Genomic DNA, 18,566 nt, shown 5'->3' with positions numbered 1-18,566 from the left:
TTGATTATTGCAGGTCTTTTATAATCAGATAGATATAGCTTATAAAGCATTTTATAGAGTTTATAGAGTTATTAAATTTACTGTCCGCTTGCGTACAGTATTGTTCGTTTCTGAACAGTAATTGTATTTCATTTGCGCTTTCTGCGTTTCAAACCGCATATCTATATTTGGCATAAGAATGGAGTTGTTTGCCAAAATTTAAGTCTATGTTTAGATTAAACCTGAAAATTGCTATTAGAAATCTGGTTAGGAACAGATCATACACCTTGATTAACGTACTTGGTCTGTCTATCGGGATGACAAGTTGCATTTTGATCTTCATATTTATCAGGTTTCAATTAAGTTATGATAAACACTTTAAAAATACAGATCGGATATATAGGTTTGTAACCGATTGGAAATACAATAATTTTGATGATTATTCTGCAGGTGTGCCCATACCGTTTGCTCCTGCTGCTAAACAAGAGTTAGAAGGAATAGAGAAAATAGCAAGAATTTCGCGCAATAGTGGCGTGGTGATGGTTAAGAATCATGATGGTACTGAACTTTTTAAAGCAGTTCGTGATGTATACTTTACCGAATCTGATCTGTTTGATATATTATCGGTAAAATGGCTTTTTGGTCAGGCGGGGCAATCGCTTTCCCAGCCTAATACTGTAGTGCTATCTGAAAAAACTGCCAGAACCCTTTTTGGTTCTGCCCAGCTTGCTATTGGTAAAAGTTTTACTTTCTGGAATTCTATCCCCCTAACCGTTGTCGGTGTATTTGCTGATTTACCACAAAATACCAGTATTCCAATGGATATTATGATCAGTTTTCCAACTTTTACTGGAAGTAAAAACCAGGACTGGGATTCGGTAAGTTCATATAATGAGTGTTTTGTGCTCCTGAAAAAAGGCGCTTCCATGCCATTATTAGAACAGTCGTTAGAAAGGTTAAATAATAAATACTTAAAACAGAAAAAATTAGCAGGCAATCAAAAGAGTCGCTTACAGCCTTTAGCTGATGTACATTTTAGTGAACGTTACAATAATTTTGCTGATACCGCTATTACCAAAAAAGAAGTATACAGTTTGGCCATTATCGGACTCTTTTTAATGGTCACAGCATGTATTAACTTTATTAATCTGGCCACGGCTCAGTCACTAAGCCGTTCAAAAGAGGTAGGCGTACGCAAAGTGATGGGCGCAATGCGCAAACAGCTTGTGCTTCAATTTTTAATGGAGACTGCTGCAATTGCTACTATTTCCATGCTGTTGGCCTGTATATTTTCAGAATTATTATTACCTCAGTTGGCCAGCCTTTTTAAAGGGCAGCTCAATCTTTCTCTTTTTGCAAGCCCTGTAATTCTTGTTTTTCTGTTTTTTATGGTGCTAACTGTAAGCTTTCTTGCAGGATTTTATCCGGCAATGATTATTTCAGGTTTTAGTCCTGCTTTAGCCATTAAAAATAAAGTGCGCATCAAGTCTGGAAATTTTAACCTTCGCATGGTGCTGATTGTAGTGCAGTTTGCCATTACTATTGTGCTGATAATTGCTACGGTTGTAGTAGTGAGGCAAATGCAATATGTAAGGGAAAAACCCCTTGGTTTTAAAAAGGATGCGATTGTGCTGATCAATTTTCCAGGAGATAGTGCCAGCCTGACCAAACAGCAAATGTTCAGAGAAAAACTGTTACACATACCTGGTGTGGAAATGCAGAGTTATTTTATGCGGCCACCACTTTCGGGTCTGATGAATACTACCAATTTTTATGTAGATGGCCGTGAGAATAAAGACTTTGAAGTGCGGCTTTCTATAAACGATGAACACTATTTTGATTTGTTTGGACTTCAGTTTGTGGCCGGTAAGGTTTACGTGAAAAGTGATACGGCAAATGCTTACATCGCCAACGAGACCTTTGTCAAAAAAATAGGAATTTCGAATGCTCAGCTTGCGCTGGGCAAAGTAATTTCGCAAAATGGAAGAACAGGGCCAATTGTTGGGGTAATAAAAGATTTTAATGACCGATCGCTTCAGGAGAAAATTTCGCCCATGGTTTTCTATCAGGAGAAAAAGCACTATTATAGTATGGCTGTCAAGCTTAATCGTAAACAGCTTGTTGATGCGATGAAAAACATCGAAACCACGTGGAAAAATAGTTTTCCGGATGAAGTGTATTCAGCAAAATTTATAGATGACGATATTAACGGATATTATGAGTCTGAAAGGATTACGGGACTTTTGTTTAAGATTTTTGCCTTTATAATTATGTTTATTTCTTTTATTGGCCTTTTTGGATTAATATCTTACGTTGCCATACAGCGTACACGCGAAATGGCAATCAGAAAGGTTTTAGGTGCTACCACTATCGAACTTATAAAAATGCTTAATGGATCTTTTGTTAAAATGGTTTTTATAGCAAACCTCGTGGCTTGGCCCTTAGCCTATATTTTGGCAAATAAATGGCTATCTGGCTTTGCTTATCGCACTTCTCTAAGTGTATGGCCATTCTTATTTGCAATGATGGCATCAATGCTTTTAACAATGGTTACTGTAAGTTTTAGATCGTACCGAGCAGCTAAAGCTAACGCTGTAGATGCATTAAAATATGAATAAGTTAAAATCAAAATAGTTTCGTAACAGAAACCGGAAGCCCAACTAAAACGCTTTCCATTATCCTGATGTACTGTAATTTTATTCACGTCTGCAATTACCTTTAATGCTGAAGGCGCTAAGTTAACGTTTGAGATTAAGCCTTAAATTCATTTAACATTTTCTCTACTCGCTTTTTTGTTTCTTAATAAGCTGATTTTAAGTGTGTAAAATATTGTCTAAATATTTTATTTGATATATTTAAATTAAAATTTAGATTTGTCTAAAATTATATTTAGATAAATCATTTTATGTTGGCAAAATTCTTATCAATTTATTGTTTCTGTCTTATTGTATCCCTAAATGCCATAGCCCAAAAGGTAATCATTAGCGGAGTAATAACTTCCAAGAACGAACCGCTTGAAAATATCAACATTAAAGTATGGGGGACTAAAATTTCAACAAAATCAAGCAGTTCAGGTAGATATCAGTTAAATGGAATCCCTTTTGAAAATTGTGATCTCCTTTTTTCAGGCATTGGTTATCAATCCAAAAAAGTGAGGGTAGCCCTAAAAGGAGATACAGTAACGGTTAATGCCGAATTATTAAGTTTAGCTTCCGATTTAAATGATGTGGTAATTACTGGCGTAAACCGTGCCACGCAGTTACGAAAAAGTCCTGTGCCCATTGCCGTACTGTCTAAAAAAATGATGGACCAAAACGTAAATACCAACTTAATAGAAGCTATTGTGAAAGGTGTACCTGGCATTACCGCAGTTACTACTGGTCCTAATGTTTCTAAACCCTTTATAAGGGGCTTAGGCTATAACCGTGTGTTAACTTTGTATGATGGGTTAAGGCAAGAGGGGCAGCAATGGGGCGATGAACATGGAATTGAGGTAGATGAATACGCCATTACCAGGGCCGAGGTTGTAAAAGGCCCTGCAAGTTTAACCTATGGCTCTGATGCTTTAGCAGGCGTAATTAATATGATCCCTTACACACCAAATTTTGAAGATGGAAAATTGAAAGGTGATTTTACAACAAATTACCAGAGTAACAATGGAATGATCGGATCGTCGATCGGATTGGCCTACATTAAAAATGACTGGAAATATACCTTTAGAGCAACGGGTAAAACAGCACATAATTATCGGAATAAAATTGATGGATTGGTTTATGGAACCGCTTTTAGAGAATACAATTTATCTGCCAGCGCCAGATTAGATAAAACCTGGGGTTTTTCTAAAACAGCCATTACGTATTATGATAATTTAATGGAAATTCCTGATGGCAGTAGAGATTCTTTATCAAGAAGATTTACCAAACAGGTTTTGGATGATGGAGACGATATCAAAAACAGACCCATTGTGACAGAAAGCGATCTGAATACCTATACCATTAACCCCTTACATCAACACATTCAACATTACCGGTTTTACAATACCAGTCAGTTTAAATTCGGAACCAGCGATTTAAATCTTTTAATTGGAGGGCAACAGAGTGTAAGGAGAGAATATAATCACCCTACTTTGGCAAGCCAGGCCGGACTTTACGTGGTGTTGAACACCTTTAATTATGATCTTAAATATAACCTGCCCGATTTTGCAGGTATAGAAAGTACTGTTGGGCTTAATGGCATGTACCAGGCAAACAGGAGTAAGGCAGCCACCGATTTTCCCATTCCTGATTATAACCTCTTTGATGTCGGTGCATTTTATTTCGCAAAAAAATCAATGGGTAAGATAGATGTTTCCGGAGGAATCAGGATCGACAGAAGAAATATCAATTGGGATAATTTTTATGTAGGTACCAATGTGCAAACTGGCTTTAATAAGCAAGTAAGCGCAAATGATCCTACAGGAAAATTGCAGTTTCCATCATTTCATAAAAACTATTATGGTTTATCTGGCAGTTTGGGCTTAACTTACAATATTTCAGAAAAGTTTTTGATTAAGGCCAATATTGCAAGAGGTTACAGGGCTCCAAATATTACAGAAATCGGTTCGAACGGACTAGATCCGGGTGCGCACATTGTTTATTTAGGGAACAGAACATTTAAACCAGAATTTAACCTTCAGCAAGATATTGGCATTATTGCCTATTTAAAAGATGCCGATATCAGTATAGAACTGTTTAACAATAATATCCAAAATTATATTTATCAATCGCGCTTAACCGATGCCAATGGGAATCCGGTGGTTATTGTTCCCGGAAATCTCACTTATCAGTACCAACAATCAAAAGCCAGGTTATATGGTGCAGAAATTTCAATTAATTTGCATCCCACAGCTTTAAAATGGTTAAGTTTCAATAATAGTTTGGCTTATACCGTAGGATTGAATCAAAACCGGGAACTATTGGATCAGCAGGGTAACGAAGCCAAATACCTGCCTTTTATTCCGCCTTTGCAAGTGAGAACAGAGATTAAGGCAACAGCGCAAAAATCTATGGGCATTTTTGATAAACCTTATATTAAAATAGATGCAGCCTTTTTCGCCGATCAGGACAGATTTTATGCGCTAGACAATACAGAAAGCTATACTGCGGGCTATACCTTAATTAATGGTGGAATAGGATCAACGCTAAAAACAAAAAAAGGGAGAACCATCTGTGATATTTTCCTTCAGGCAGATAATATTTTCAATATTGCTTATCAGTCTAATCTAAACAGGTTGAAATATTTCGAATATTATAATCGCTCGCCCAATGGCCGGTCGGGGATTTACAATATGGGTAGGAACTTAAGTTTCAAAGTGATTATTCCAATTTAAGAGCAGAAAATTATTGGTCATCTTTTTTCATCATTGCGAAGATGAAACACAGTCTGCCCCAATTCTTCAGGGAAGCAATCTTTTAATGGAATGCAGGTTATTTGAAAATGAACGTTAGTGGTTCTTGGAGGGCGCTAGTCCTGCTTTCGCTTATAGTCCTCGCTACGTTCCGGGCTATTCCGCTCAATCAGGTTTAGGAACTGGGGTTTATGCACCCTGCCAACCACACAAATGAAATGCTGCATTGGCCATTTAGCCCCGGTTGCAGCGTTACCCTGCAGCAACGAGGCACGAGGCAGCGAAGCGTATAAGCGGAAAATGGGAGGGAACTTTGTTTTTTGTACTGGCCCTGCGCTTTAAATAATTAAATGTATTCGTCAAGGTTTTTGGAAATGGGCATACAGTGGTCCTTGGCGGGCGCTAGTCCCGCTTTCGCTAATAGTCCTCGCTGCGCTCCGGGCTATTCCGCTCAATCAGGTTTAGAAACAGGGGTTTGTGCACCCTGCCAACCACACAAATGAAATGCTGCATTGGCCATTTAGCCCCGGTTGCAGCGTTACCCTGCAGCAACGAGGCACGAGGCAGCGAAGCGTATAAGCGGAAAACGGGAAGAAACATATTGTTTTGTACAAGCCTTGCGCTCCAAATAATAAATTTAACGTATTCGTAATTTAAAGATGAAGGTTTTTGGGGAATGAGCATACATTGGTCCCGCTTTCGCTAATAGTCCTCGCTACGCTCCGGGCTATTTCGCTTAATCGGGTTTAGAAACAAAGCCCTGCGCTCCGAATGTGTAAAAAGTATTTGCTCATGTAAATAATCACATAAAGGTTATTAACCCTTCATTCTAGCGACTGTGCCTCATTTTTCCTATCTTTACCTAAAGCATCAATTATTATACACTTATAGCTATGGAAGCCTCTTTGAGCGAGCAGCGACTTCATTTTTTAAGACAATCAATTGGTAAGGTAATTACTGATTCGCCCTCTAACTTTATGAACTGGCTGGCGCCGGTTTTAATTAAAGCAGAGCATGGTATCTTGGTGTGCCACTACACTATCCGTAAAGAAATGACCAATCCGTATCAGATTTTGCATGGCGGCGTAACAGCAGGCATTATTGATGATCTGATTGGTGCGACGGTTTTTACGATGGGATTAAATGAAAGGTATACCACCGTAAATAATTATATCGATTATTTTGCTCCGGCAAATGAGGGCGATGAAGTTGTTGCAGAAACCTCGATTGTGAAAAGAGGCCGCACGATTTTAAATTTGCAATGTGAAATATCTTTGCCATCGAAAAACCGCTTGATTGCTAAAGGTTATTCGAACATGTTAAACATAGGTTAATTTAATTCACAACGCTTAAGAATAAATTGTTAATTCCTTAAAAGTAACGAAACATTCTCATTTATATTTTGTTGTAAATTAACCTAAAATATAATGAGCCATGTTAGAAAATTATTCCACCCTGCAATTTGACGTGAGAGGCAAAATTTTTAAGGGATTTTGCATGCGTATTCAAGATGATTTTCATGAAACCTATGCTGTAGTTTTAGATGGTTACCACTCTTTCTGTATCTGGTTAGATAATAAGACAGAAAAATGGTGTGCTTCTAAAAATGCCGTAATCGATCCTGACGCAATTGATGAAATCATCAATAGAATATCTCCTCAAACCTCCTGCTAGTAACGCATCATAAAAATATTGAAGCATAAAATCCTGTAAATAATTTACAGGATTTTGTTTTTTAGGCCCTATTTCTATTTTCTATATTTTCCTCAATCAATTTCATAATGGATTTTGCTGGGTTAAATTGTGTATTTTAACAACAACTTAACTAATCAATTACCTAAATCTTTCATTATGAACAAAAAATTACTAATATTATTAGGGATTTTAACATCTTATGTCGTTTCTTATGCCCAAATAACTGTAAAAGGCAAAGTAACTGATGGTAGCAATGTTGGTATTCCGGGAGTAAGTGTACTGGTTAAGGGCAGTACAACAGGGTCTTCTACCACTGGCGATGGCACGTATAGTATTACCGTTGCATCAAATAATGCCACACTCATTTTTAAGTCCATTGGTTTTGTAACCCGAGAGGTAGTTGTGGGTGAACGGACACGTGTTGATGTTCAACTTTTAAGCGATGCTAAAGATCTTTCTGATGTAGTGGTTACGGCTTTAGGTATTAAACGATCTGAAAAGTCGATTGGTTATGCAACCCAAAAGATTGATGGGGGTGCATTAACCATGACCAAAGAAACCAATGTTATCGGCTCATTGGCGGGTAAAGTAGCTGGTGTTCAGGTAACTGGCTCGTCAGGTGCAAATTTAGGCGGAACACAAAAAATTAAGATCCGAAGTGTAAATTCCTTAACTGGCGGTGGTTCTCCCTTAATCGTGATTGATGGCACACCCATTACACAGAATAATTTTAGTGGTAGCGAAAATGGTGTAGATTATGGGAATACTTCTCAGGATGTTAACCCTGATGATATCGAATCGATCAGTGTTTTAAAAGGACCAGCTGCGTCTGCACTATATGGTATAAGAGGGCAATATGGTGTGCTGTTAATTACCACTAAAAAAGGAGGCAAGGGTGCTAAAATGCAGATTGATGTCAGTTCTGCCTACACTATAGATAAAATTGGCAATTTTTTACCCTTACAGAATATTTATGGAGTAGGAAACAGTCAGGTTTTTTCTAAACTTACCAATGGACAAAATTATGTAAATGGAAATGACGAAAGCTGGGGACCAAAAATGGATGGTACCCCGATCAGAAAAATTAATAGCTTTTATCCGCAAGATCCAACATATGGACAATTAAGTCCGTTTGAACCACAACCCAATAACATTAAAGACTTTTTTGAAACAGGCCAAAACATAAATAATGGTATATTTCTTACCGGTGGTTCAGAAAATTCTACTTTCAAAATTGGCTACACCAATGCTTATACAAAAGGTACCATTCCAAATACCTGGTTAAAAAGAAATAACTTAAGCTTAAGTACCACTTTTGATTTAACTAAAAAGCTTACTGTAGGTGCAAATGTAAATTATGCTAATAATTCTGGACAAAGACCTACCCAAGGTTATCAGGGCTCTTTTACCGGGGCTGTACAATGGTTTCAGCGTAATTTAGATATTAATACCCTTAGAAATTACCGCTATGCCGATGGCACCATTTTAAACTGGAACGTAAATCCAAATACAGCCGGAGTGATTACCAATAATAAACCCAGTGATTGGAACAACCCATTTTTTGATGCCTATGAAGTATTGAATAATGATGACCGCAACCGTTTATTTGGTGATGTAAACATAAGTTACCAGGTATTGCCTGAATTAAGAATCAGTGGTTTTGTTCGTTCTGATATGTTTAGTCAGAATATCACGCATAAAGAGCCTCTCGGTGGCCGTAATTTAGATAATTATGCCATAACCAAAGCAGATGGAATAGATAATAATTACGAGTTTTTGGCACAGTTCAATAAAAATATTGATGATTTTTCGATCAATGTAAATGCCGGAGCCAACCTGTATACTACTAAGTTTACGCAAACATCACAAAGTACTGTAGGTGGTTTGTCTAGTCCAAATACTTACACCATCGCTGCTTCTGTAGATCGGCCAAACAGCAGTTCATATCTACGCCAAAAGCAGGTGAGAAGTATATATGCAATGGGTTCCTTTGGTTTTAAAGATACTTATTTTCTGGATGCCTCTATCCGTAATGATATCTCATCAGCTTTACCTACGGCTAATAATTCTTATTGGTATCCATCTGTTTCAGGAAGCTTTTTGTTTAGTAACCTCATCAAATCAAAATTACTAACATATGGTAAATTGCGTGCAAGTTATGCCATAGCCGGTTCTGATTTCGATCCTTTTCAAACCGCTATTACCTATGCTTTTGGTAGCCCATATCCTGCTACAAGCGGAACCATCAGTTCTTTAACAGTACCTGATATTTTAAAAAATCCCGATCTTAAACCTTCCTTTGCAAATTCTTATGAGGCTGGTGTAGATTTAAGGTTTTTAAATAACAGGGTTGGAATCGATTTTACCTTATACCAACAGCGAAATAAAAACCAGGTAATTAATTTATCCGTTTCCGGGGCAAGTGGCTATGAAACTTATGTGGTTAATGCAGGCTTGATTGAGAATAAAGGATTAGAGCTCACCTTATTTGGCCAACCGGTTAAATCAAAATTATTTACCTGGGATATCAGCCTGAATTATGCCAAAAACAGAAATACGATTAAAGAGTTATATCCTGGAATTAATGTTTATCAGCTAGATCAGAATGTATATTCAAGTCAAACAATTTTTTTAAATTCTTCGCTAAATCAATCTTTCGGAAATTTAGTTGGGCCGGGTTATAAACGCGACCCTGCAACTGGCGAAATTCTTTTAGGCGCAGATAATATGCCTATTTCTGTAAATGGAGTAAATTTTGGAAGTGTGGTGCCTAATTATACGGGCGGTATCACCAATAATTTTAAGATCTGGAAGTTCGATCTGGGCGCTGCGCTAAGTTTCCAAAGTGGCGGTAAATTCTTTAGCTGGAGCCAAATGCTGGCGGCGAAATCTGGTCAATCGGAAATTACGGCTGCACTTAATGATAAAGGTGTAAATGTTCGTGAACCTATTGCAAATGGAGGTGGTGTAAAAGTTTCGGGAATATCTTCTGTTACGGGGCAACCTGTTACGGCCTACGTAGATGCCAGAACCTATTATAGAACAAACCTGGGGACAAAATTTTACGATGAATGGATATATGATGCATCTTATATCAAAATCCGTGAGTTAAGTTTAGGCTATAATTTCGATTCTAAAATTCTAAGCAAAACACCATTTAAAGCCATTAAACTTTCTGCTGTGGCACGTAACCCGGTAATGATCTGGCAAAGGGCCCCTAAAGGTGTCGATCCTTCCGAACTTTCATCAGGTAGTTCAGCAATTAGCTGGATTGAAAAAGGGGAATTGCAAACCGTACGTTCTTTCGGTTTAACTTTAAACGTTAAATTTTAAATCTTAAAGCCATGAAAAAAATTCACGAATCTATATATTACTGCTTAACGGTTTTAACCTTATTTAGCAGTTGCAACAAATTTAATGGTGCCATTAATACAGATCCAAATAATCCTACTAAGGCATCGGGCACACAGTTAATAGCCAATTCAGAGCAATTTTTACCAACGTTGAGTTCGTCTCCATTTGGTGTCCACTATCCGCAATATTTATCCAATACCTCTTTTCCTGATAATTCCAGATATGTAACCACCAATTTTAATTTTTACGGTTTATACCAGGGGCCATTGATTAATTTACAGAATGTAATTACCAATACCGCTCTTGATGCGAGTGAAGGGCCAATCGCTAACCAGATTGCTGTAGCTAAAATATTAAAGGCTTACTTTATATGGCATGCAACAGATCGCTGGGGACCCTTACCCTATACAGAAGCTTTGAAGGGAAAAGAAAATTTTACGCCTAAGTACGATACTCAACAAAGTATCTACAACAGTCTTTTTACCTTACTTGACGAAGCTAATGCATCATTAGTTAATGGTAATTTAAAAAATGATATTGTTTATGGTGGAGATGTATCGAAATGGAAACGTTTAGGTAATACGATTCATTTGTTAATGGCCCTGCGCTTAAGTAAAGTTGACCCAAACACAGGAAGCGCCGAATTTAATAAGGCTTTTACGAATGGTATCATCACGGCAAATACTGACAATTTGGCCTATCCTCATTTAGCTGTTACCGCCCAGGAGAATTATTGGTATAATTCATTTACTGTATTGGGTAGAAACTGGTTTGCAGTGAGTAAACCTGTTGTCGATTTTATGTTGCCATTAAACGATCCACGGTTGCCTGTTTTTGCAACAAAGAATAACGCGGGAAATTACGTTGGTTTAGATTATGGTTTAGCTACTACAGTTACGCCAGGTAACTATTCTTTATTGGGGACAGCAATCCGTCAGCAGAATTCGCCGGTATATCTGGTTACCTATGCACAGGCCCTTTTTGCTTTAGCAGAAGCTGCAAAGAGGGGGTGGATAAGCGGAGGAGATGCGACTGCAAAAACCAATTACGATTTGGCCATTGAACAATCGATCCGTCAATGGAATAATAATGATATCAGTGGATTAGCAGCATACAAGTTAAATGCTAGTGTAATTTATAATCCTGCAAATGCATTAGAACAGATTGGTAATCAGCGCTGGGTTCATTTATTTATGCATGGTTACGAAGGTTGGGCAGAATGGCGCAGAACAGGTTTCCCTAGTTTTTTAGCCCCTCCTCCAAATAATAACGGCAAACTTATTCCCAGAAGAGAAGGATATCCTACTCAGGAACAGGCTAACAATACCGAGAATTATAAAGCGGCGATTGCAGGCTTTCCTTACCTTGGGGGCGATGATTTAAATACCCGGGTTTGGTGGGATAAGCCTTAAGAAAAAGTTTAACCTCGTTTAATTAAAGCACTATAAACGCAAAGATCCCCGCCAGATTTAATGCTGAAAGGGATCTTTGCATGATCATCTAACTTTTAACCCAGCTCAGTGAACTTTTTTTATCCCCTTTGTGCCCTCTGTGGTTAAAAAACTATCCAAAAAACATATAACTAAGTGCTATAGCGGTACAAACACCAACTAAATCGGCCAATAACATCGATCCAATGGCATAACGTGTGTTTTTTATCCCAACAGCACCGAAATAAACCGCTACCACATAAAAAGTAGTATCAGAAGCGCCTTGAAAAACCCCGGAAAGTTTGCTTGCAAATGAATCTGGACCGCTAGAAATCATGGTGCTCACCATCATGCCACGGGCTGCACCGCCACTTAAAGGCCTGATTAAGGCTGTTGGTAATGCATCAACAAATTTGGTATCGGCTCCAAAAAATACAAACATGTTTTTAATGCCGCTCATGATCACATCAAAAGTGCCGCTTGTTCTCAGCATACTTACCGCAACTAAAATACCAACCAGATAAGGGATAATTTTTAAAGCAGTTTCAAATCCACCTTTGGCACCATCAATAAATGCATCAAAAACATCTATTTTTTTGTATAGTGCGCCCAATACGATCAATAAAAAGATCAATAAAATTATTCCACCGCTTAGTAAACCAGAAAATGATTTTATACTTTCTGCATTTAACTTACTTACATACCAAACCAGTAAACCAATAACTGCTGAGATACTTAATACCCAGGTAATAATTACGGGTTGCAGTAAATTTATTTTTTGTTTAAAAGATACAATAAGCATGGCCGCCATGGTACCAACAAAGGTGACGATTAAGCAGGGGATAAAAATATCGGTAGGATCTTGCGCATTCTGAGTTGACCTGATGGCAATTACACTCACAGGAATTAAACATAAACCAGCCGCATGCAGGCATAAAAACATAATCTGCGAATTGCTGGCTACGTCTTTATTTGGATTTAACTCTTGCAAACTTTCCATCGCTTTGATACCAAATGGCGTGGCCGCATTATCTAAACCTAATAAATTGGCAGAGAAATTCATGATCATATGCCCCATAGAAGGGTGTCCTTTCGGAATTTCGGGAAAAAGTTTAGAAAAGAAAGGACCAATAATTCTGGATAATAAACGGATACCGCCTGCTTTTTCTGCAATGCTCATTAAACCCATAAATAAAGCCAATGTTCCCACTAATTTAATGCAAAGGTCAACCGCAATCCAGCAGGTTTCTATAATACCATCTAATTTTAAAGGATTTAAAGGATCGGATGATTTCCCGATCACCATCCAGTTAAAAATATCGCTGTGTCCGAAAAAGAAACATTTAATACTTGCTACAACAATAGCCACAATAATAAATGCCGACCAGATTCTGCTTAATGCCATTAGGGTTGTTTAATTTTATTTTTATGCGTGAAAATAGTTTTTTTAAGCCGAATTTCATAAGAATCATTGTTCTATTTACGATCGTCATGCTGAACTTGTTTCAGCATCTTTTTTGCTGAATAGACCCTGAAATAAATCCGATAGTTATCGGATCAGGGTGACGATCACAAGTATACACTAGACTTATCATACCCCTCAACAAAAAAATCCATGGTACAAAGCAATCATGTTGTTTGTGCCATGGATTTGAATTTGGTTGTCAGCTTTGAACTATCGCTTATATTATCGGTGCTAACCCCATAACGCTAACCGCTAAACCCAACTAAGGTTTATCATCTGTTAATTCAAAACCCCAGGTTTTTCCTTTTTCGGTAGCCGGAATTCCACTGGTCATCCAGGCTGGTGCTTTTGCACCTTTTAAATAATAATCGAAAAATTGTTGTTCACGGATTTGAATATCCTTACGGTTCTGGCGTTGTACCAGGTTGTGCGCTTCACCATTGTAGTTTAACATCCATACTGGTTTACCTAAACGGCGTAATGCGGTAAACATTTCTATACCCTGGTACCAAGGCACAGCTCCATCTGCATCATTAGCCATAATCACAACAGGAGTATTTACCTTTGGAAGCATAAATAACGGAGAGTTTTCGATATACAGTTCTGGTTTTTCCCAAAGTGTTGCACCAATGCGGCTTTGTGTTTTCTCATACTGGAACTGACGGTTCATGCCGGTTTCCCAACGGATACCACCATAAGCAGAAGTCATGTTTACTACAGGTGCACCCGTCCAGGCAGCAGCATACATATTATTTTGGGTAATGAGGTAAGCTACCTGGTAACCGCCCCAGCTTTGACCTTGAATACCAATTTTATTACCATCTACCCAACTATTTTTCTTCAGGTTTTCTACACCAGAATTGATATATTCTACTGCTGATTTTCCTGGATGCCCGGTTTCATACTTGATATCTGGTGCAAATACCAGGTAGCCATTACTTACAAAATAGGAAATATTTAAACGGGATGGAGTAGGAGCAGGCGCCTGGTAGGTGTATAAACCATCTGTTAGTTTTTCGTAGAAATAAGCAATCATCGGATATTTCTTATTTGGATCGAAATTTTCTGGTTTGTATAGAATACCTTCAGCTTTATAACCTTTTGGCGTAGTCCACTTCACCAATTCTGCTGTACCCCAATTATAATCTTTTTGTTGAGGATTGGTATTGCTTAATTTGGTTTCGGTTTTGAAATCGGTAGTGATATAAACATTAGGCGATTCTACATAATTGGCTTTATCATAGATATAAATATCAGCATCTTTAGCTTTTATCAGGTTAGCGTATTTAAATTTTGCCATTACAACCAGCTCAGGTGCTTTAGCAGAACCTACATTGGTGCGGTAAAAACCATTTTCTTTGGTAAGATTATTAAAAGCAGATAACCAAACCAACTCGTTTGCTTTAACAAATTTATTGGTATTTCTTTCTGTTCTGTCTGGCTGTACGTTTTCGTAACGGAAAGTGATGTTGTTCGCTCTTCCAAAACCGGCAGTGATGTTTTTAGGTGCCGATTTTCCATCAGGTGAGAACGACCAGATATCGTATTTATCGTTGATTAGAACAGCTTTATCACCTTCGGTCCAGGTGGCTAAGCCATAAGCAGAAGGTAAATCGGGTACATCATTTTCTTCATCAACAAATTTTTCAGTTAAACCAGCTGTTAAAACGGTAACTTTTCCCGTGGCGATTTGGTATGTATTCCAACTGCCCAATTTCCGATCGAAGTAAAGGATATAATTTCCTGCTGGTGAAGCTAGCGCATAGCCGTTAAGGTTTTCGATGATTTTCTTCTTCTGGCCATTTTTAGTGTCAACCAGGTAGTAATCTTTTGAAGTTGAACCACTCCATTGCGATTCTATCCGCCGCCCATAATCAGTAGCGGCCAAAACCTGTGCGGCATCACCTTCAGCGATGATATTGGCATCAGGTAATTTGGTATCTGTTAATGGGATTACCTTTGGATCGCTACTGTAAACGTCAATTACCGATAAATAACTCTTTTTGCTGTCTCTTTCTGCATTTTTAAGCTGCATAGGCTGCAAATAATCGTCTTTATAATTCCAGACATCAACTTTAGCCACTTCAAAATCTACAATAGTGGTGTCTTTTGGCTTTTTGATAGGAGATATGCCAAAAAACAATTTCTTACCGTCTTTACTAAAAGTAATTTTACCATCACCATTAACCGACCATTTTTCAGGTAGCCCTGGCATATCAAAATCAACCAGGATCTGCGCTGTATCAATTGTTAAAGAGTTATAATAGATATTGTAATCTTTTATTTCCTGTTTTTCCGGACTTTGTTCGCCAACAAAGGCCACATGTTCGCTTTCCTCATCAAAAGTGAAGTTTTTGAAATTTCCCTTGCCTTTAATCAGTGTTTTTAAGATACCTTTTTCTGTGTTGAGTAAGAATACCCCTTGAGGAGCCATTTTGTCTTTTTTAGATCCACTGCACGCAAAAACCAACTGTTTGCCATCTTTACTGAAATAATAATCGGTAACGAATTTATAGGTCTTATCTGTTCCTGTAATCAGATTTTTGACAACCAGATCTGTTCCTTCTTCTGTTTTAGCTTTTCCGGCAGGTTCATCATCCGCAAAATCGGTTTCACCATCTTTTTTTTCAGCTGGTTTTATTGCTTTTTTTGCGGTATCAGGCTTTTCAGTTAAATAGGCTAATACTCCAGCACCATCTTCCGGGAACTTAAAAGATTTTACTCTTGGTACTTTTATAACCGCATTACTGGTAAGGTTGACAATCCCCAACGAATCTTTTGGTGATTCATCTGGCTTTTTCTTTTTTATTTTAGCCTGGCGCAGATCTTTATTGAGCGGACGGATGTTAAAAGCCGCCAATTTGGAATCGTTGCTGAATTGCGCATTCATCCCTCTGGGAATATTAATCTTGTTATTTGTTTTAATATTCGTTAGGTATAATTGTGCATCACCTTCTTGTTGTAAGATGCTGTACATCGCCCATTGACCATTATTTGATAGTTGCTTTGTACCTATTGATTCCCAGGTATCATATACCGAATGATTTAAAGGCTTCTTTTGTGCGTAGGCAATGCTGACAACGAAAAACAGAATAACAGTTAGTCTCTTTTGCATTTTAAATGAATTAGTTTGTTGGTTGAGATTTTAATCTTCTAAAATTGGAAATTTTTAGCTTATTAAGAAACTTGTATACCAAATATTACAATTAAAAGGTGTTTTTGGGGAGGTTAAATGGATTTAGTCTGGAGAGTCAGAGGTCGGATGGCCGAAGTTAAGCTGAGCAGGCCAAACGCCTTACACTTTAATCTCTTAGCTCCACATATGTCCATCTCCATGGTCTGCGTCCTCAAAGATCACAAATAAACAGTTATTACAATTATAAAGATTTTGGTCAAAACGAAAAACCCTCGACTACTTAAGCAATCGAGGGTTTTCATATCATTAAAGGCTAAGTTATTTTTTAGCTTGTTGTTGCTGACGCATATAATCGTCTAAACGCTGTTGGAATTTAGATTTTTTCTTTTTCTCATCAACTGGTCTGGCTTTGTTTTGCTGGATTAAAGCATGGATTTTTTCGTCGTCAACCATTTTACGGATCAGGAACTGCTGTCCGAAAGTCATTAAGTTGGCTAAGAAATAATAATAGTTTAATCCGGCAGGATAGCTGTTTAATACCCCTAAGAAAATGATCGGCATAATGTAACCGATGTATTTCATCTGCCCGGTAGCTCCAGAAACCTGGTTATTGAAATAAGTCATAATTAAGGTAGAGATGGTCATCAATACACACATTAAACTTAAGTGATCGCCAATGAAAGGGATTTTTACACCAAATTTGATAAACTCATCATAGGTTGATAAATCTTTCATCCAAAGGAAACTCTCACCACGTAACTCGAATAAGTTCGGGAAGAAGAAAAAGAAGGCCATTACCAAAGGCAATTGTAGTACCATTGGCAAACACCCACCAAGTGGGTTTACGCCGGCCTTTTTATATAATTTTAAATACTCCTGTTGAACCAATGTTGGGTTATCTTCGCCTACTTTAGCTTTAATCTCATCCATTTCTGGTTTCAATACACGCATTTTAGCCATTGACAAGTATGATTTGTAAGTAAGTGGCGATAACGCAACTTTTAACAAAATGGTTAATACCAGAATGATTAAACCGTAGTTCCAGCCAAAGCTGTTTAAGAAATTAAATACGGGTAATACAATAAAGCGGTTAATGTATTTTAAGGGCCAGTAGCCCATATCAACCTGTTGTTCTAAATCATAACCCTGTGCTTTTAAGGTAGAGAATTTGTTGGTACCAAAATAAAACTCCATTTCATAAACCTGGTTTGCGGTATGTGCATATGGCAATTGCATATTGGCATCATAAAACTTCACCTCACCAGGAGCTGTTGGGATTTTAACTTCTAAACTTCCTTTTTCGAAAGCCTGCTTAGAGATTAAAGAGGCTGAGAAAAAGTGTTGTTTGAAAGAGAACCATTGGATTTTACCTTTCGATAATTCTTCTTTTTCCTCTTTAGAAACACTTAAATGGTTTACATCGCCATCTAAATATTTGTAGTAAGGTGCAGAGTAACGGTGTTCGCTTTCAATCGATTTTTCTTGTTGTAATAAAATCGTCTGCCAGTTTAACCCGATGCTATTGCCTGCAATAACCTGCTGTAAGCCAACTAAATTGATGTTGAAATTAACTTTGTTGCTTGCAGCTTTTAAATCGTAAACATACTCTACATAAGCATTTGCACCATAATTGGCACGCATGGTAACCGTATTACCGGTTTTGGTCGGTGTAAAATATAAATCGTTCGTGTTAATTACTTTGCCAGCAGCATTAAGGTTTAAGCCAAATTTATTCTCGTTACCCTTAAATAAAATAAGTGGTTTACCAGTAAAGGTTTTCTGTCCTTTAACCTCAACCGAGGTAATTTTACCGCCTTTATTGCTTAAAGTGATTAATAACTTCTCGTTTCCCAGAACCGTATTAGCTTCTGTACCACTTATGGCGGTACCAAAAGGACCTTTTAAGGCTGCAGAATCTACAGCTGGATTAGCTATTGCTGCCGTTTTAGTGGTATCTTTTTGTGCAGGTGTAATGCCGGCTTTTTTCAAAGAATCTAGACGTTCTGTTTCTTTGGCTTTTTTTATCTCTGCCTCATTAGGCTTCAAAAAGTAGAATGATCCTGCCAAAATGATCATAATCAGGAACAGTCCTGTAAAGGTATTTCTATCCATTATTTATGT

General features: G+C 37.7%; 9 protein-coding genes. 6 read left to right on the top strand and 3 right to left on the bottom strand.

The genetic code is table 11. The features are described 5' to 3' along the window. The first annotated feature begins 206 nt into the window (after nt 1–206). From OQX63_RS13165 to OQX63_RS13140, 6 genes are all read left to right on the top strand, one after another. Nucleotides 207–2,597 (top strand): ABC transporter permease, encoded by a 2,391-nt coding sequence (locus OQX63_RS13165; RefSeq protein WP_265851326.1) that lies wholly within the window; start codon nt 207–209, stop codon nt 2,595–2,597. Nucleotides 2,598–2,884: 287 nt separating this feature from the next. Continuing rightward, nucleotides 2,885–5,347, top strand: a complete 2,463-nt coding sequence (locus OQX63_RS13160; protein ID WP_265851325.1) for a TonB-dependent receptor — start codon at nt 2,885–2,887, stop codon at nt 5,345–5,347. Nucleotides 5,348–6,258: 911 nt separating this feature from the next. Further along, entirely contained in the window at nt 6,259–6,699 is a 441-nt protein-coding gene (locus OQX63_RS13155) for a PaaI family thioesterase (protein WP_265851324.1), read from the top strand. Nucleotides 6,700–6,862: 163 nt separating this feature from the next. Beyond that, nucleotides 6,863–7,039, top strand: a complete 177-nt coding sequence (locus tag OQX63_RS13150; protein WP_265851323.1) for a hypothetical protein — start codon at nt 6,863–6,865, stop codon at nt 7,037–7,039. 177 nt (nt 7,040–7,216) lie between these two features. Further along, nucleotides 7,217–10,393: a SusC/RagA family TonB-linked outer membrane protein gene (locus OQX63_RS13145; RefSeq protein WP_265851322.1), complete on the top strand. Its 3,177-nt coding sequence runs from the start codon at nt 7,217–7,219 to the stop codon at nt 10,391–10,393. A gap of 11 nt (nt 10,394–10,404) precedes the next feature. Further along, complete coding sequence (locus OQX63_RS13140) at nt 10,405–11,826, top strand: SusD/RagB family nutrient-binding outer membrane lipoprotein (RefSeq protein WP_265851321.1); 1,422 nt, start codon at nt 10,405–10,407, stop codon at nt 11,824–11,826. Between the two features lie 151 nt (nt 11,827–11,977). On the opposite strand, the gene OQX63_RS13135 is transcribed toward OQX63_RS13140, so the two are convergent. The 3 genes from OQX63_RS13135 to yidC form a co-directional block, all read right to left on the bottom strand. Next, a complete protein-coding gene (locus tag OQX63_RS13135) occupies nt 11,978–13,249 on the bottom strand; it encodes a nucleoside recognition domain-containing protein (RefSeq protein ID WP_265851320.1) in 1,272 nt (423 codons plus the stop codon). Nucleotides 13,250–13,571: 322 nt separating this feature from the next. Further along, nucleotides 13,572–16,424: a prolyl oligopeptidase family serine peptidase gene (locus OQX63_RS13130; protein WP_265851319.1), complete on the bottom strand. Its 2,853-nt coding sequence runs from the start codon at nt 16,422–16,424 to the stop codon at nt 13,572–13,574. A gap of 339 nt (nt 16,425–16,763) precedes the next feature. Next, entirely contained in the window at nt 16,764–18,557 is a 1,794-nt protein-coding gene (gene yidC / locus OQX63_RS13125) for a membrane protein insertase YidC (RefSeq protein ID WP_265851318.1), read from the bottom strand. Nucleotides 18,558–18,566: the final 9 nt, after the last annotated feature.

Origin of the sequence: Pedobacter sp. PF22-3 (genome assembly GCF_026239555.1) — a bacterium.
Classification (GTDB): domain Bacteria; phylum Bacteroidota; class Bacteroidia; order Sphingobacteriales; family Sphingobacteriaceae; genus Pedobacter.
This window is presented reverse-complemented; position numbering and strand designations above follow the sequence as displayed.

What these genes read in the sequence shown, in the direction of transcription:
- OQX63_RS13150 (WP_265851323.1), top strand. Translation starts at nt 6,863, where the DNA reads ATGCGTATTCAAGATGATTTTCATGAAACCTATGCTGTAGTTTTAGAT.
- OQX63_RS13165 (WP_265851326.1), top strand. Translation starts at nt 207, where the DNA reads ATGTTTAGATTAAACCTGAAAATTGCTATTAGAAATCTGGTTAGGAAC.
- OQX63_RS13160 (WP_265851325.1), top strand. Translation starts at nt 2,885, where the DNA reads ATGTTGGCAAAATTCTTATCAATTTATTGTTTCTGTCTTATTGTATCC.
- OQX63_RS13155 (WP_265851324.1), top strand. Translation starts at nt 6,259, where the DNA reads ATGGAAGCCTCTTTGAGCGAGCAGCGACTTCATTTTTTAAGACAATCA.
- yidC (WP_265851318.1), bottom strand. Translation starts at nt 18,557, where the DNA reads ATGGATAGAAATACCTTTACAGGACTGTTCCTGATTATGATCATTTTG.
- OQX63_RS13140 (WP_265851321.1), top strand. Translation starts at nt 10,405, where the DNA reads ATGAAAAAAATTCACGAATCTATATATTACTGCTTAACGGTTTTAACC.
- OQX63_RS13135 (WP_265851320.1), bottom strand. Translation starts at nt 13,249, where the DNA reads ATGGCATTAAGCAGAATCTGGTCGGCATTTATTATTGTGGCTATTGTT.
- OQX63_RS13145 (WP_265851322.1), top strand. Translation starts at nt 7,217, where the DNA reads ATGAACAAAAAATTACTAATATTATTAGGGATTTTAACATCTTATGTC.
- OQX63_RS13130 (WP_265851319.1), bottom strand. Translation starts at nt 16,424, where the DNA reads ATGCAAAAGAGACTAACTGTTATTCTGTTTTTCGTTGTCAGCATTGCC.